This window comes from Candidatus Polarisedimenticolia bacterium (genome assembly GCA_035764505.1).
GTDB lineage: Bacteria > Acidobacteriota > Polarisedimenticolia > Gp22-AA2 > AA152 > AA152.
In genome coordinates this window covers 1-15,692 of sequence record DASTZC010000113.1, presented here as the reverse complement: position 1 = coordinate 15,692, position 15,692 = coordinate 1, and the positions used below count along the sequence as shown (strand labels likewise).

Here is a 15,692-nt window from a genome sequence, read left to right as displayed (position 1 = left end):
CCCGCAGTCGCCATTTGGAGGACTTCCATGGATGAACAAACGCCACCATCTGAGATCTATCCGATGCCTGCGTTCCCGACGCTGGTCGTTCGGGACCTTGAGGTATCGGTCCGTTGGTATCAGGAAGTCCTCGGATTCAAGCACGTTTTCACGATTCCGGGTCCTGGAGGTAGCCCGATCCTGGTACACCTGCGCTGGATCAAATACGGCGACTTGCTGCTGCGGAAACTGATGGGCCCGACAGACGACCGGCCCAAAGGCGTGGGCGTCATTCTGTCGTTCGCAGTCTTTGAAGGTCGGGTGGATGATGTTGCCGGGCGCGCGCGCCGCCTGGGTGCAAAGCTGGAAACGGAACCGAAGAACCAACCCTGGAATGCTCGCGACTTCAGCATCCGCGATCCTGATGGCTTCCAGTTGACGTTCACGCAGGGGCCGGTTGATCCGGGCCTCGGAATGGATTCCATCATCCAACGCAATATGGGTGCTGAGCGTGCCTAGACACCGCTGGGACAAAAGCCTTCGGAAAATGAACTCGTAGGCCACCTCTGTGGTAGTCTCGAGAGACCGCAAGGTATCAACCCATTTCGAGGATCAACACCATGAGTAATTCTGTTCTTCCATGGCTAACCGTTCGCAGATATGAAGGCGTCACCGACCCAAAAGAAGCCGAGCGCGTGGTAAGAGAGGGATTCGTGCCTCTGATCAGCAAACTCCCAGGATTCATCTCTTACTACTGGACCGACGCTGGAAACAACGTCATGATTTCGGTGAGCGTTTACACCAATAAGCAAGCAGAGGAAGAGTCAAATCGCGTAGCTGCCGATTTCGTAAAACATCACATGGCCGCCCTGCTTCCGAATCCTCCTCGGATCACTGCTGGTCACGTCGTTGCGATGGCAAGGAAAGAATGAAGACAGCCGGTGCTGAACGGCAACACGCCAGGCGTACGCGGCGGCAGTGATCGATCGTTCTTGCTCCGAGGACCCATGGATAAGCACCGTGTCTTCAAGATGTCATTTGCGAGCGTGTATCCCCTCTATGTCCAGAAAGTGGAGAACAAGGGGCGCAAGAAAAAGGAAGTAGACGAGGTCATCTGCTGGCTGACGGGCTACAGCCAGCACACCCTGGCAGAGCAGATCAAACGGCGCAGCGATCTGGAGACCTTCTTCCGCGATGCGCCGGCGCTCCATCCCAACGCAAGCAAGATCACCGGCGTTATCTGCGGGGTTCGCATCGAGGAGATCGAAGACCCGCTCATGCGCAACATCCGATATATGGACAAGCTGGTGGATGAACTGGCCAAGGGCCGGCCGATGGGAAGGATCCTGCGCGGCCAAGGCGCACGCTTTACAGCGAAAACCGCCTGAGCTTCGGCAAGGACCGCTTGAGGGCGACCAGTCCGCAGAAGGGGCAGTGCCGGCGCGATTCGCCCTTTCCTGGCCAATCCTTTGGACTTCGCCATGCCAAGCCACGCGGCGAATTCTGCCTCAGGCCGGCAAGGCGCCTCGTCCGCCGATTCGCCGGCGACTTATGAAATCAGGGTCTTCTCAACCTTCACCTCTTGCTCCATAATCCGTCCGGCCTGACGAGGATTGGGCGCTAGCTGCCTTCGCTTAAAGCTGACGGCGTGCGGCACATCCACGCAGGTAGACTCGCTGGCGTTCGCGCGCCGCAGCCAAGCCGCAGGCGTCAGCCTGACGAGACAAATGGTCAGATTTCGAATCGATGGAGGGTCGGTTGCGGTTCGTCAACGTGTGGCTCGTCGTAACCCTGCTCTTCATTGCGTCCGCAATCGCAGCGAGCCAGACTCAACCGACCCCCATGGAGCCGGTGGAGCATGTCTACGCGGAGCCGAACGGAACGCGGCTCAAGGCCTACGTCTTCTCTCCGGAGGACACAGGTCCGAAGCGACGGTCTGCCATCGTGCTGTTCCATGGCGGCGGCTGGGACACGGGAGAACCGGCCTGGGCGTTTTCGCGCGCGAAGCATTTCGCGCAACTCGGGATGGTGGCAATCGCGGCCCAGTATCGCCTCTCCGATCAGAAGCAAACAACCCCGATTGAGGCCATGGCCGACGCTCGTGCGGTCATTCGCTGGGCGCGGGCACAGGCAGGTTCCCTGGGGATCGATTCGAAGCGCGTCGTCGCCTTCGGCTGGTCCGCGGGAGGCCATCTCGCGGCCTCGGCGGCGATATTCGGCCCCGACGGCACCAAGGACGACGTCAGCGCGAGGCCCGACGCGCTCGTCCTCGTGTCTCCCGCAGTCTCGCTGAGGGCGGACAGCTGGGCACAGCGTCTGCTGATGGGTCGCGGGACCGCCCAGGACATCTCACCCGATGAGCATGTACGCAAGGGGCTTCCACCGACGTTGATTCTCCAGGGCGATGTCGACAGCGTCACACCGCTGAGCGGCGCGAAGCGCTTCTGCGAGCGTATGCGGACCGCCGGCAATGTGTGCGAGCTGCAGGTCTTCGAAGGGTTTGGTCATCTGTTTACTCCCGCGGGCACTCCGGATGACGGCATGCCCCAGCCGGATCCCGCCACCTCCGCAGAGGCTTTGAAGCGGGCCGACCGTTTCCTGAAATCGCGGGGCTTCCTGAAATGAACCGTCGCGCGTGGCTAGGCGTCGTCCTGGCGCTGATCCCCGCTTCACAGATGGGTGCTGCCACGGTCGATGTCGATTGCGATGCTGGAAGCGCTTTGGGGCCAGCATTCCGCAGCCTGAAACCCGGGGATACCGTTCTCGTGGGTGGGACCTGTCGCGAGAATCTCGTCATCCAGGCGGAGCTCCAAGGCATCACCATCGAGGGAAAGGGCAAAGCCGCGATTGACGCGCCCGACGCGAGCCTGCCAGCGATCCAGGTTCTTGGACGCGAGGTCACCATCAGGGGCCTCACCATCACCGGGGGTTTTTTCGGAATCGCGATCAACCGGGGCGCGACGGCGGTGATCGACCGCATTACCATCGAGAACGCGTCCCATAGCGACATTGAGGTTTCCCAAAACAGCTTTGGACGGATCGTCAACACCACGATCCAACGATGCAAACAGAATGGGATTATGGTGATGGGCAGCTCGTCGGCTCACATCGGCGTACTGCGCTCGGACGACAAGGCTCCCAGCCCCAACATCATCAAGAGCAACGGAGCCGACGGGATCTCGGTGCTGCGCGCGTCGACGGCCCGCATCATCGGGAATTCGCTCAGCGGGAATCGTCGTAACGGGCTCGCCATTCAACAAGTCTCCCACGCCGATGTTGCGGGCAACGTCTTCGATGAGAATGGCGAGGCTGGGATTCGCGTGGCAGGCAATTCGGGAGTAAACCTCGCTGATTCCGTCATGAGATTGTTCGAGCAGCCCAACAAGACCAACAGGCCGAACGGTCTGTTGGCATCCGTTGCGAAGTAGGTGCTTATGTGGATGGCCCGCTGGGGAGTCTCAATGGTCGTCGGGGCATCAAGGACGTATCGGACGCAAGCTGCATCGATCGCTCCCGGTGACCTTGTATATTACGGTTCGGTGACGACAGACTGGCAAAGGGAAAAACAGAGGAGGGAGCAATGATACGCAAGTCGGTATTCGCAATCGGAATGGCAATTCTGCTTTCTCTTGCCGTGAGCACGGCACAGGCCGCTCAAGCGGATTTCGGCACCGCCGCGGAGGCCAAGGCGATGCTCGAGAAGGCCGTGGCCGCGATGAAGGACAACAAGGACAAGGCGCTGGAGATGTTCAACAAGGGCGAGGGCGGGTTCAGGGATCGGGATCTCTACGTCTTCTGCGCCAACGCCACGGACGGCATTATCACGGCGCACCCTTACCTGAAGGGCGAGAACCTGACGGACATCGTGGGCAAGAAAGGATTCCCGCTCGGCAAGGAAATCATGAAAACCGCCACCGAGGGGAAGATCCTGGAGGTCACCTATTGGTGGCCGCGCCCCGGCACTGAAAAGCCGCTCGAGAAGCACACCTACTATACGAAGGTCCTGGGACAGAACTGCGGGGTCGGCTACTACAAGTAAGCCTTTCCATGCAGCGGCGTGACTTCATTCTCGGGTCGCTGGCGGGCCTAGCCTGGCCCCTGGCCATCCGCTCGTCCGCACCAGGCGACGGAGCGCGGAAGGCGGCGCAGAGCCTCGACGAAATCGAGGCGCGAGCCGGCGGGCGGCTGGGCGTGGCGACCCTCGAAGTGGACACCGGCCGCCGGCTCGTCCACCGCCCCGACGAGCGCTTCCCGATGTGCAGCACCTTCAAATGGCTGCTGGTGGCCCAAGTCCTGTCGCGCGTGGATCGCGGCGAGGAACGCCTCGAACGGCGCGTCGCGTACGATGCGAAGGACCTGCTCGAGCATGCGCCGACCACCCGTGCCCGTCTGGGGGAAGGTTTCATGAGCGTTTCCGAGCTTTGCGAAGCCGCCATCGAGGTGAGCGACAACACGGCGGCGAACCTGCTGCTGAGCTCGGTGGGCGGGCCGGGCGGCTTCACCGCCTATCTGCGAGGCCTGGGCGATTCGGTGACACGGCTCGATCGCATCGAGCCGGAGCTCAACAGCGCCGTGGCGGGGGATCCCCGGGACACGACGACGCCCGCGGCGATGGTGGCCAACCTGAGAAGCCTGCTGCTGGGCTCCGAGCTCTCACAAGCTTCACGCAAGCGCCTGATCGGGTATCTGGTAGGCAGCACGACGGGTGCCGCGAAGCTGCGCGCGGGACTTCCCGGACACTGGCGCGTCGGCGACAAGACCGGCACGGGCGCGAACGGCGCGACCAACGACGTTGCAATCGTATGGCCGGCGCCACAGAAACCATTCCTCGTCGCTGCTTACCTGGCCGAAGCCGCCGCACCCGAGAAAGAGCGCAACGGCGCGCTGGCCGACGTCGGACATCTCGTCGCCGGCTGGGTCGGGGCGTGACGAGGTCCTTGTTCGACGACCGTCACTGATCCGAGAACCGAGGAGGCTCTTGTGAGAGCACGCATCCTTGCGACCTTGATCGTCGTTTTCAGCGCCGCAGCTCTGACCTGTGCGCCGCCTCCGGATCGAGGCGGGCCGACCCTTTCGTCTCCCTCAGGCGTGGATTCCGAAATCACCGCGTTCATCGGGAAAATCCGAGCCGTCGACAACCACAGCCATGCCAACAGCGTCGATCCGTCCGATTCGGACCAGGATGCCCTGCCGCTGGAAGTGATTTTGCCGTTCGAGGTGCCGGTACAGCTTCGGCCCGACAATCCGATCTGGATGGCGGCTTACAAGGCTCTCTACGCCTATCCCCACGCGGACTTGAGCGACGAGCACTTGAAAGCCCTGCGCGACGCGATGCAGCGGGCCCGTGAGGAGCAAGGCGACAATTTCGCCGCCTGGGCCCTCGACCAGGTCGGCACGCACGTCTTGCTCGCCAACCGGATCGCGATGGGCCGGGGGCTCACGCCCCCTCGCTTTCGATGGGTATCCTACGTGGACGCGCTCATGCTGCCGCTGTCGACTAAGGCCGAAGGCGCCGCATCGCCCGATCGCAGGAAGCTGTTCCCTCTGGAGGAGAAGCTGCTGCGGCGCTACCTGTCCGACTTGAAGGTAGAAAGGCTCCCCTCGACGCTGGAGGCCTATCTGGGGAGAGTCGTGACGCCCACCCTCGAGGCCCAGCGGAGAGATGGCTGTGTGGCGGTGAAATTCGAGGCCGCGCTCCTGCGCTCCCTCGACTTCGCCGAGGCTTCCGAAGAGGCTGCGGCCCGGATCTATGCGAAGCATGTCTTCGCCGGTGAGCCGTCGAAAGCCGACTACAAGCTGCTGCAGGATTTCCTGTTCCGCTACATCGCGCGCGAAGCCGGCCGATTGGGGATGGCGGTCCACATTCACTCGTTCGACGGTCCGGGCAATTTCTTCGTTGCCGCCGGGGCCGATCCGTTGCTTCTCGAGCCGATGCTCAACGACGCGGCGCTGCGCGCCACGGACTTCGTGATCGTCCACGGAGGCGGCGCCTACGCGGCGCACGCCGGCTCCATGCTGTGGAAGCCCAACGTCTACGTGGATACCTCCGCCATGGCGCTGCTCTACACGCCCCGAAAGCTGTCCGAGGTGCTGCGCGACTGGCTCACCCTCTATCCGGAGAAGGTGCTCTTCGGCACCGATGCCGCCGCCTTGGGCCCCGATCTGGGATGGGAGGTGTCCGCCTGGGTCGCTACCAGAAATGCCAGGGAAGCACTGGCCATGGCGCTCACCAACATGATGCGCGACGGCGAAGTCAGCCGGCCGCGCGCCGAGGAAATCGCCACGATGGTGATGCGCGAGAACGCCGGGAAGCTCTACAAGCTGGATCTGCAGTGACCGGCCCATCGGACGGGCGGGAGATTTCCAGTGTTGCGTATCAGAAATCGAGTTGACACCGAGGCCATCGAGGCGCCCGGATCGCAAGGCGCCGCGGCCTATGGCCGCTCCACGACGAAGCGCCGCGTACCCATGCGGTACGCAAGCGAGACGCAACGCAGCGAGGCGGGATGGATCGATGGCCGAATGTAACGCGAGCCCTGGTACGCGACACTAGAGGGCGGCGGCAATCTGGCGTGCGGTGTCGCGCGCGTCGCGGATGCAGTCGGGAATGCCGACGCCCCGATAGCCGGTGCCGGTAAGGAAGATTCCGGGGCACTCCTCGAGGAGCTTCTCGATCCGGGCGAGCTTCGCCGCGTGGCCGACCTCCAGGATCGGGTTCGCCTTCGGCCAGCGGTGCACGACGGCGAAAGCCGGCGCCTCGCGGATTCCCATGATCGCCGCCAGCTCCTCGCAGGCGATCCCCGAGAGTAGCTCGTCGGTCCCTTTCAGCAGCTCTTCCCCCGCTTCCCCTCCCAGGTAGGCGCGCACCAGGAGATCGCCGTCCGGAGCGCGGCCCGCGAACTTGCGCGACGACCAGGTGCAGGCCAGGATGCGGCGCTTCTCGGCGCGCGGGATCAGGAATCCGGTCGCCGCCAGCGAGACCGTCGGATGGGGCCTGTGATAGGCGAGGGACACGGTCGCGGTCGAGACGGCGGGAATCGACCGCAGCGCCTGCGACAGCGCCGGCGAGGACCTGGCGAAGAGCCCGGCGGCGGCAGGGGGCGGCATCGCCGCCACCACCGCCTGCGCGGCCATGCCGTCATGCTTCGTCAGGATTCCCTTGCCGGGAACGATCTCTTCCACCCGAGCCTCGGTGCGGATTTCGACGCCGGCGAGCGCCGCGCGCAGACTTTCCACCAGCTCCCCCATGCCCCCGGGGAGCGTGCGGAAAGGGCTCTGCCCCGCCGGGCCGGCCGCGCGCCGCATCCCCAGGATCAGGCTGCGGTGTTGGCGCTCGATCTCCTTCAGTCTCGGAAAGGTTGCCTGCAGGCTCAGCCGATCGGCCGGCGCCGCGTGGATTCCTCCCAGCAGCGGGTCGGCAATCCGCTCCACCAGCTCGTTTCCGAGCCGGCGCCGCAGGAATCCCCCCAGCGACTCGTCGCCGCGCTCCTCGCCGCGCGGCAGGATTAGATCCAGCCCGGCGCGCAGCTTTCCTTTCCAGGAAAGGAGCCGAGTCGTCACCAGGGCGCCGAGATCGGCAGGTGCTCCCAGCGCCATCCCGGCGGGCAGCGGCAGCAGCCGCCCGCGGTGCAGGACATAGCCCGTGCGGTTCGCCGCCTCCGTGGGATAGAGCCGCTCCTCGATCCCCAGCTCGCGGCAGAGCTCGAGGGCCCAAGGCTTCTGGATGATGAAGGAGTCGGGGCCTCCCTCCACCAGGAAGCCGTCCCGCCTCAGGGTGGCGATGACTCCTCCCGGGCGCTCGCGCTCCTCGAACAGGGTGATCACCAGGTCGGCGCGCAGCTTCTTGAGATGATAGGCCGTGGCGAGGCCGGAGATTCCGCCTCCCACCACGATCACCCGCTTCACAGGAATCGGCGCACCACGTCGGCGAGAGCCTCGATGAGACGGGGATGCTCGTTGAGCGACTCGCAGCGCTCGAGGCGGATTCCGAGCGCTTCCGCCGAGCGCCGGTGCAGGTGGTCGAGGTCATAGAGGACTTCGGCGTGATCGGAGACGAAGCTCACCGGCGCGGCCAGCACCGATTCGGCGCCCGCCCGGCGCAGCTCCCGCAGACGCGCGTCGACGTCGGGCCCCAGCCACTTCAGCGGCGCGCTGCTCGCGCTCTGGTAGGCAAACTGCCAGGAAACCTTGTCCAGCCTCGCCATGATGCCGCCCACCGTCTCCTGCAGCTGGCGGGCGTAGGGGTCGTCGGGATCGTCCGGAACGCTGTGGGCGGTGAACAAGACGACGTCAGGACGATGGCGGCGGCATCCGTCGCGGATCCGCTCGGCCCAGGCATCGAGCAGCCCCGGCTCCAGGTGCCAGCTGTCGACCAGATGGAGGGGCTCGTCGGTCGCCGCGCGCAGCGCCTCGTGATACTCGCCGACGCTGAAGCGGGAATAATGCGGGGCGAGCGGCAGCCCGAGGATTGGCCCTCGCACGTTCGCGACGACGTCTTCGATGAAAGGATGCCAGTGGCGCATCCCCACCAGGACGTGACATCCCACCCGGAGCTGCAGCTGGGCGGCCTGGCGGCGCGAGATGTCCAGCAGCGGCGAGCGGCCGCCGAACAGCCGGTAGCGCGCCTGGAACTCGGCCACCGTCGCCTCGGGGACGCTGCGCCCGCGAAACACGCCGCGCAGGAACTCCGCCATCTGCTCCGGCGCGTCGGGGCTCCCGTAGGCCATGAGCAATACCGTCGCGATCATCGGCTCCCCCGCGGAAATCCGGCCGAAGGCGTCACCGGGGCGATTCTGCTAGCATCGCTCCCCATGCTCTCCGTCCTGAGAGAGTTCCTCTCCGAGCTGTGGCACAAGCACCGCCAGGATCATGTGCAGATCCTGGTCTCCAGTCTCGCCTACTACTGCTTCTTCTCGTTTTTCCCGCTCCTGCTGCTGCTGGCCTCGGGGCTCGGCTATCTCTTCGGAATGGGCGGCGCCTATGCCCGCTTCACCACCCAGATCCTGTCGCTGCTCCCCTTCAGCTCCGCCTATCTGCAGGGGGGATTGCAGCGCATTCTGCAGGCCCGGCTGCGCCTCGGGATCTTCGGCTCGCTGCTGCTGCTGTGGAGCGCCACAGCGGCGTTCGACGTGCTGCAGCAGATCCTGAACCGGATTCACCGCGCCCCCCGCATGAGGCCGCTGTGGCGGCGCCGCCTGCTGGGGATCCTGTTGGGGCTGATCGTGATGCTGTTTCTTCCCCTTTCCGCCGTATTCGCCGCTCTGAGCCCCTGGATCGTCGAAGGGCTGAGCTCCGTGGCCGCGCTGCCCGCCGACTGGGAGCCGCGCATCCTGACGCTGTGCACTTTCGCGATGGGCGTGGTGTTCAACTTCCTGCTGTTCTCGACCTTGTATCTGTTCGGCCCCACCGTGAGCAGCCGGCTGCGCCGCATCTGGGCCGGGGCCCTGGTGGCGGCGGTGCTGTGGGAAGGGACCAAGCATCTGTTCGCCATCTATATCAAGTCCACCTCGGGATATCGGATGCTCTACGGGTCGATCGGCTCGGTCATCGCAATCCTGATCTGGCTCTACCTCTCCGGAGCGCTGTTCGCTTTGGGCGCCGAGGTGAACTCGGTCCTCGGGATGCGCCGCGACCGTCATCCCCCCGCTACCCACTGAAGGATTCGGCGCTTGGACTTCCTGGCGCCGATCGACGGGGCCACGTACGGCCGGACTCATCCTCAGGGAATCTCCGCCGCATCCTGGAAACGCTGTACCACCCAATCGCGATCCAGGATCGACAGGAACCAGCCCGCGCGCGGACCACGCCGAGTACCGAGCAGCGCCAGGTAGATCGCCTGAAAAGCGTCGGCCGGCTTGAGGCCCTCCACTTCCCCCGCCGCCGCATAGACGCGCTCGTGGATGGCCTCGGCCGACATCCCCCTGTCGATCCGGCCGGAGGCCCGCAGTAAGAAGTCCTTCTGCAACGGTGTGAGCTGCGCCGCCTCTTCCGGCAGCGTCGTGCGCAGCGAGAACTTCATGTCGGGCGGGGCGAACTCCTCCAGCCAGCGCTGCGCATATTCGGAGCGCTCCTTGAGCGCCTCCGGGTCCGCAACCTGGTAGCCGCCGCGCGCCAGGATCTCGAGCACCCGGGTGAAGTCGAAATTCGCCATCTGCACGACGTTCACCAGGTGCTTGAAGGGGACGCCGACCGGATGGTAGTCCGAAGCGCGGCACAGCGCCAGGGCGCGCAGGTCGCGTCCGGCCGCCTCGACGTCATCGTACTCGTCGACCAGCGACAGCAGAGGCAGCCCGGGATCGAACGCGATGCTGCGCTCGGGAGGGGTGCGGACGATCAGGTAGCGCAGCACCTCGGGAGGGACGACCTTCAGCATCCGATCGGTGGAGACGACGTTGCCTTTCGAGGAGGACATGTCCCCCTGCCCCTTCAGGCTGATCCATTCGTAGGTGACCGGGAAGGGGGGCTCGATGCCGAACACCTCGCGCGCGATGCGCTTTCCGGTATCGTAGGAGCCTCCCGCGGTGGCATGGTCCTTCCCGAACGGCTCGGCGGTGACTCCCAGGACCTTCCAGCGCGCCGGCCAGTCGACGCGCCAGGTGAGCTTGCCGCCTCCGGCCATCGGCACGCTGCCTGAAGCGCCGCAATCGCAGCGGAAATCGACGCGCTGCTGCTCCTTCGAGAAGCCGGTCACCGAGGTCCCGGTGAGGCGCCCGCAGGTGGGACAAAGCGGATCGAAAGGCGACCACTCCGGGTCCACCTGCTTGCCTGTCACCTCGCGCAGAATCCGGGCGATGACGTCCCGTCCCTCCAGCGCCTCGACAATCACTCCGATCATCCTGCCCGACTTGTAGAGCTGATCGCCGCGCACCAGGCGGACCTCGATGCCCAGGCGCTGAAGCGACTCGAGGAAGGGCTGCAGGAAGTGATCGCCGTAGTCGGCGTGCTTACCGCAGGGACAGGGGATCTCCGAAAGTGGCCGTCCCACCAGGGGCGCATAGACCGCCGGATCGAGGAAGGGGTAGACGCGGCGCAGCGGATCGTAATTGTCGGCGACGAAGTGGAATCCCGCCTCCCTGCCGAGATCCCGCAGCGCCCGGTAGAGTACGTCGGCGGTCATCACCTCGCGCAGGTTGCCGACGTGAATCGGCCCCGACGGGGAGATACCGGTCGAGATCTCCTGCCGTCCCTCGCGCTCCGCCAGCTTGCGGGCGACATCGTCGGCCCAGTGGACCGGTCGCAACGGCAGCCTGGTCATGGCGTCGCCGGAGAGGCAATCACCTCGAACATCACCTTCACCTGGTCCTGCATCTTGACGAAGAGGAATTTCGGAATCGGAATCGCATAATCGGTCAGCTTCAACACGGTGCCTCCGGTCACGAACAGCTCCTTTCCCTTGCGCACCGCCGTCACCGGAAATGCGATGTCGCGTTCGATCCCGTGCAGCAGGAGCTTGCCCTGGACCCGCAGCTCCTGGGTCTCCCCCTCGCGCAGCGTCGGGGCCACCGCTTCGATGCGCGACGAGCGGAACTCGATCCAGGGGAACTTGGCCGTCTCCAGGTGCGACTCACGCATGTTCTTGTCACGCGTCCGGTTGGCAGTGTCCAGCGTGGCGGCCTCCACCCGCAGGGCAACGCTCGCGCGGCCGGATACGTCTTCCGGGTCGAAAGCGACTTCTCCATTCAGCCCGTGCGTCATGCCGTGCACGGTATGGCCGGTGGCCTTCGCGTCGAAGCGGATGGTGCTGCGGGCCGGCACGATAGCGAACCTCGCGGGTGGCTTTTCGGCGCCGGGTACGACCGTCCCTGCGCTGCACAGCGCAGAGAAACAGCAGCCTGCCAGGAGCGCGACGGAAGCCAGAAAGCGGCGCCTCATGGGAATTCTCCCTACCGTGCATTCCGCAGAAAGCCGCGCCAGACGCGCGAAATCGTCACACAGGGGGGGTGGCCGGAGGGACTCGTTGTTTGGTATTCTCCAGAGGACGTCGACGAGTCTGCATCGTAGCATAGGCCTGCGACGGTGTTCCACCTTGCGGCCTGCACGCCGCGCGTTTCATCTTGACGGTCCTTGACGATCCGCCAGTTCGACCGTACCTCAGGTCCAAAAATTAGACACATCTCTATTTCCAAAGGAGAGGGTCCATGAAATCTGTCGCGAATGTCGTCGTGATTCTCATGCTTCTGGTCGGACTGTCTGCGACCCCGTCGCTGGCCGTGCCTGCCCATCAGACCGCCGCCAAGCCGGCCACATCGATTACCATCGGAGAGTTCGCCGTCGCCGTGGCCAAGGCAATGGACGACGCCCCCGAGACTCGGGCGACTCCGTCTCCCGAGGCGGCTCTCAAGACTCTCAAAGAGTCGGGCCTCGGATTCAAAGCCGGCTCCGAAGCGGTCCTGACCCAGGCGGAGCTGGCGGCTTTCCTGCGTGAGTCCGGGGTCCAGGTCAGCGTGCCTTCTCCCAACCAGCCCGTCTCTCCCGAGCAGGCCAAGGCCGCCATCTCCGGATTCGGGAGCCTCTTCGCCAGCCGATCCGAGAAGATTGTTGTTCCACCCACCGTCAACAGCCGCAACATTTCTCCGGAAGACTTTGCCGACTGCGCGGCGCTGGAAAGGGTGCCCGATTGCAAGGCCTGCTGCGAGGCTCTCGGAATGACCCAGCAGACCTGCGGCCGTGCCTGCGGCCAGGCCAACGCCGGGCACGTCAGCGCCACCGAGCCGACTCCCTAGTCGGTGACATGAGCGGCTCTACTGCCGCCGGCCATGTGGGACGTCGCCCGAATCCGGCATCGGTTCGGGAACGGGAGACAGCCCAAAGAGAGTGATCGGCTTCGTTCGCCCGGAGCGCAGGGCCTCCAGGAGGAGGAGGAGGAAAAGAGGCAGGTACTCGACGATTCTTATGGTGACTTCCGTCACGGAAGAGTTGCCGATCAGATAGCTCGCTGGAACCAACCCAGTGAACAGGACCCAGGCAGGATCGGGGCGCAGCGGGAGGAAGGGAACAATCCACAGGACGTACCAGGGATGCACCGTAGGGGACAACAGCAAAGCGGCAGCGATGAGGAGGAACGAGCCGCGCAGCGGCGGCAACCGCCGACGAAACACCTCGAACGCCACCCCCGCCCACAACGCCACGGCGAGCCAGCGCGCCAGATAAACCGGATAAACCGTACTGTAGAGGGCCTGAATCCAGGCGGAATCGCCGAGGTGCTGCTGAATCCGGAAGATGACCGCCTTGAGCCCGGCCGTCGGATTCATGACCTCGAGAGCTCCGAGCAGAACGCCGAACAGGCTGTCGTTGTGGCGCCACCTCCCGGCATATTCCCACAGCCCGCGCCCCAGCGCCGATCCGGCCCCGAGGTAAGGAGCGGTCACCACCAGGAGGACCGCGAAGGGGATCCACCAGCCGCGCTTCGGGACGCGCTGCGCCAGCGCCGGGAAGGCGGCGAGAGGCGCCAGCTTCGCACCGGCTGCCAGGCCCAGCAGGATGGTTGACACCCTCCATCGCCCCACTATAATCAACTGAATTCCGAGGAGAAGGAGAAGAATCGCGAGGGCATCGATATGCCCGTTGCCGGCAACTTCCGTAATCACCAACGGGCTCCAGGCATAAACCGTGATCCGTCCCTCATCCGCCCCGACCCTCCGAAGCAGCGTGCCGATCACCTGAATCACGGCGAGATCGAAGAGGATCAAGCACGACTTCAGCAGCAGCGCCGAGCCTCCCACAGCCGCCACGACGGCGAAGAAAATCTGCGCGACCGGAGGATAGAGCGTCGGGATCTCGGGATGGTTGACGAGAGCCAGGGCGTCGATGCGCAGCCGCGCGACGGCCGGATCCGAGGGGGCAAAGCGATAGGGGTTCAGGTGCCCCGCCGCCTGCACGTGGCCGTCCCACAGGTAGCGGTAGAGATCGCCGGAATAGAATGGCGGCTGGAAAACCAGGCTGATGCGGAAGAGAATCGCGAAGGCCCAGAGAATCGCCGTCGACCGGCGGAAAGGCGCACGGCAAACCTCGCGGATGGCCGCGAGGTAAATGAGGAAAACGAGCGCCTGGCAGGCCAGCCGGACGTTCAAGGGAGTGGCGGGATGAGCCACGACGAGATAGCCGGCTTCCGAAAGGAGGCCGAAGATGATGAGGCGAGCTCTCCCCCCGGCGGCGGGCGGCATGCGGGGAGGATAGCAGGCGGAGAGAAGCCGCCGCAACGCCGGGGAAGGCGCGCATGACCCGCGGCGAAGCCGCCGTCCTGTCGGCTTATTTCTCCTGCATGGCCTTGCTGGCGGTCTACGCCGTCCATCGCTTCTACCTGGTCGTCCTCTACCTGCGCCACCGCCCGCGGGAGGCCCACTCCGCGGCCGCCGGCGCGGCCCAGCTTCCCCGGCTCACCGTGCAGGTGCCGCTGTACAACGAGCGGTTCGTATCCGGCAGGATCCTGGAAGCCGTCTGCCACCTCGACTACCCGAAGGATCGCCTCGAGATCCAGATCCTCGACGACTCCACCGACTCGACGCGCGATTTCTGCCGGCGGCAGGCCGAGCGCTATCGGGCGGCCGGCTTCGACATCCGGCATCTGCCGCGCGACTCGCGGCGCGGCTTCAAGGCCGGCGCGCTCGCCGAAGGGCTGGCTCATGCTACCGGAGAGTACATCGCGATATTCGACGCCGATTTCGTGCCGCCCCCCGATTTCGCGCGCCGCACCCTCCCCTGCTTCGCCGATCCTCAGGTCGGCATGGTGCAGGCGCGCTGGGGCCATCTGAACCGGGAATCCTCCACTCTCACGCGGGTGCAATCGATCTTCCTGGACGGCCATTTCCTGATCGAGCAGACGGCCCGCAGCCGCACGGGACGCTACTTCAACTTCAACGGCACCGCCGGCATCTGGCGGCGGGCGTGCATCGAGTCGGCGGGCGGGTGGCAGCACGACACGCTCACCGAGGATCTGGACCTCTCCTATCGCGCCCAGATGGCCGGCTGGCGCTTCGTCTTCCTTCCCGCGCTGGTGGCCGAAGGAGAGCTTCCCACGCAGATGAATGCGTTCAAATCGCAGCAGCATCGCTGGGCGAAAGGGTCGATCCAGACGGGATTGAAGCTCCTGCCGGGGCTGCTCAAGGGCCCCGCGCCGCTGAGGGTCAAATCCGAAGCCTTCTTTCACTTGACCGGGAACCTGGCCTACCTTTTGATGGTGGCGGTGTCGCTGCTCTATTTCCCGGCGATGCGTATCCGCGAGCGCATGGAGTGGCACCAGCTGCTGGCGCTGGACCTGCCGATTCTTCTGCTGGGGAGCGGGTCGGTGCTGGTTTTCTACCTTCTTTCGCAGCGCGAGATCGGTGCGGGATGGTGGAAGTCGCTCAGGGATCTTCCCTGCCTGGTCTCGGTGGGAATGGGGCTTTGCCTGAGCAATGCGCTGGCGGTGGTGGAAGCGCTGATCGGATGGCGGACCGACTTCATCAGGACCCCGAAAGTGGCGCCGGGCCGCAGCGGGGATGCCGGCGGCGACTACCGCTCAAGGCTCTCCCCGGTGGTGCTGGCCGAGCTGGCGGGAACCGCCTATTTCCTCGTGGTGCTGCTCTATGCGGTGCGCCACGCCATCTACGTCTCGGTCCCCTTCGTCCTGCTGTTTCTTTCGGGTTTCGCCTTCTCGGCCACCCGCTCCCTCAAGGAAGCGCTTGCCGACCGCCTCGAACGGGGCTAGGGCTTTCTCCCGGCTTCGGGAGCCAGCT

At 65.0% G+C, this 15,692-nt stretch carries 16 protein-coding genes; 11 read left to right on the top strand and 5 right to left on the bottom strand.

Annotation, left to right across the window (positions count from 1 at the left end; genetic code table 11):
- Positions 1 to 27: 27 nt before the first annotated feature.
- The 8 genes from VFW45_07850 (at position 28) to VFW45_07815 (ending at position 6,315) form a co-directional block, all read left to right on the top strand.
- Positions 28 to 498: a VOC family protein gene (locus tag VFW45_07850; GenBank protein ID HEU5180691.1), complete on the top strand. Its 471-nt coding sequence runs from the start codon at positions 28 to 30 to the stop codon at positions 496 to 498.
- A 101-nt stretch (positions 499 to 599) separates the two neighbouring features.
- Complete coding sequence (locus VFW45_07845) at positions 600 to 911, top strand: hypothetical protein (GenBank protein ID HEU5180690.1); 312 nt, start codon at positions 600 to 602, stop codon at positions 909 to 911.
- A 75-nt stretch (positions 912 to 986) separates the two neighbouring features.
- Positions 987 to 1,367 (top strand): DUF2200 domain-containing protein, encoded by a 381-nt coding sequence (locus tag VFW45_07840; GenBank protein ID HEU5180689.1) that lies wholly within the window; start codon positions 987 to 989, stop codon positions 1,365 to 1,367.
- 370 nt (positions 1,368 to 1,737) lie between these two features.
- Entirely contained in the window at positions 1,738 to 2,604 is an 867-nt protein-coding gene (locus VFW45_07835; protein ID HEU5180688.1) for an alpha/beta hydrolase, read from the top strand.
- Complete coding sequence (locus VFW45_07830) at positions 2,601 to 3,407, top strand: right-handed parallel beta-helix repeat-containing protein (protein ID HEU5180687.1); 807 nt, start codon at positions 2,601 to 2,603, stop codon at positions 3,405 to 3,407. The genes VFW45_07835 and VFW45_07830 overlap by 4 nt, the downstream gene beginning before the upstream one ends.
- Before the next feature lie 152 nt (positions 3,408 to 3,559).
- A complete protein-coding gene (locus tag VFW45_07825) occupies positions 3,560 to 4,018 on the top strand; it encodes a cache domain-containing protein (GenBank protein ID HEU5180686.1) in 459 nt (152 codons plus the stop codon).
- Between the two features lie 8 nt (positions 4,019 to 4,026).
- The gene (gene bla, locus VFW45_07820; GenBank protein ID HEU5180685.1) at positions 4,027 to 4,908 is read left to right on the top strand and encodes a class A beta-lactamase; all 882 of its coding nucleotides are present in this window, start codon (positions 4,027 to 4,029) and stop codon (positions 4,906 to 4,908) included.
- A 51-nt stretch (positions 4,909 to 4,959) separates the two neighbouring features.
- Positions 4,960 to 6,315 (top strand): amidohydrolase, encoded by a 1,356-nt coding sequence (locus VFW45_07815; protein ID HEU5180684.1) that lies wholly within the window; start codon positions 4,960 to 4,962, stop codon positions 6,313 to 6,315.
- Positions 6,316 to 6,528: 213 nt separating this feature from the next.
- Here the strand turns inward: VFW45_07815 and hemG are convergent, their stop codons facing one another.
- Together hemG and hemH are read right to left on the bottom strand one after the other, a co-directional pair.
- Positions 6,529 to 7,884 (bottom strand): protoporphyrinogen oxidase, encoded by a 1,356-nt coding sequence (hemG, locus tag VFW45_07810; GenBank protein ID HEU5180683.1) that lies wholly within the window; start codon positions 7,882 to 7,884, stop codon positions 6,529 to 6,531.
- Entirely contained in the window at positions 7,881 to 8,726 is an 846-nt protein-coding gene (gene hemH, locus VFW45_07805) for a ferrochelatase (GenBank protein ID HEU5180682.1), read from the bottom strand. Before hemH ends, hemG begins: the two co-directional genes overlap by 4 nt.
- A gap of 63 nt (positions 8,727 to 8,789) precedes the next feature.
- Here hemH and VFW45_07800 point away from each other — a divergent pair, with 63 nt between their 5' ends.
- Positions 8,790 to 9,635, top strand: coding sequence for a YihY/virulence factor BrkB family protein (locus tag VFW45_07800; GenBank protein ID HEU5180681.1), 846 nt, complete (start codon positions 8,790 to 8,792; stop codon positions 9,633 to 9,635).
- Positions 9,636 to 9,697: 62 nt separating this feature from the next.
- On the opposite strand, the gene lysS is transcribed toward VFW45_07800, so the two are convergent.
- Positions 9,698 to 11,233, bottom strand: a complete 1,536-nt coding sequence (gene lysS, locus VFW45_07795; protein ID HEU5180680.1) for a lysine--tRNA ligase — start codon at positions 11,231 to 11,233, stop codon at positions 9,698 to 9,700.
- Positions 11,230 to 11,850, bottom strand: coding sequence for a YceI family protein (locus tag VFW45_07790; GenBank protein ID HEU5180679.1), 621 nt, complete (start codon positions 11,848 to 11,850; stop codon positions 11,230 to 11,232). Before VFW45_07790 ends, lysS begins: the two co-directional genes overlap by 4 nt.
- Positions 11,851 to 12,116: 266 nt before the next feature.
- On the opposite strand from VFW45_07790, the gene VFW45_07785 reads away from it, so the two are divergent.
- Positions 12,117 to 12,701 (top strand): hypothetical protein, encoded by a 585-nt coding sequence (locus VFW45_07785; protein ID HEU5180678.1) that lies wholly within the window; start codon positions 12,117 to 12,119, stop codon positions 12,699 to 12,701.
- 18 nt (positions 12,702 to 12,719) lie between these two features.
- Here VFW45_07785 and VFW45_07780 read toward each other — a convergent pair whose 3' ends face one another.
- On the bottom strand, positions 12,720 to 14,141 hold the full coding sequence (locus tag VFW45_07780; GenBank protein HEU5180677.1) for a glycosyltransferase 87 family protein: 1,422 nt from the start codon (positions 14,139 to 14,141) through the stop codon (positions 12,720 to 12,722).
- Between the two features lie 53 nt (positions 14,142 to 14,194).
- On the opposite strand from VFW45_07780, the gene VFW45_07775 reads away from it, so the two are divergent.
- Positions 14,195 to 15,664: a cellulose synthase family protein gene (locus VFW45_07775; GenBank protein HEU5180676.1), complete on the top strand. Its 1,470-nt coding sequence runs from the start codon at positions 14,195 to 14,197 to the stop codon at positions 15,662 to 15,664.
- The last annotated feature ends 28 nt before the right edge of the window (positions 15,665 to 15,692 follow it).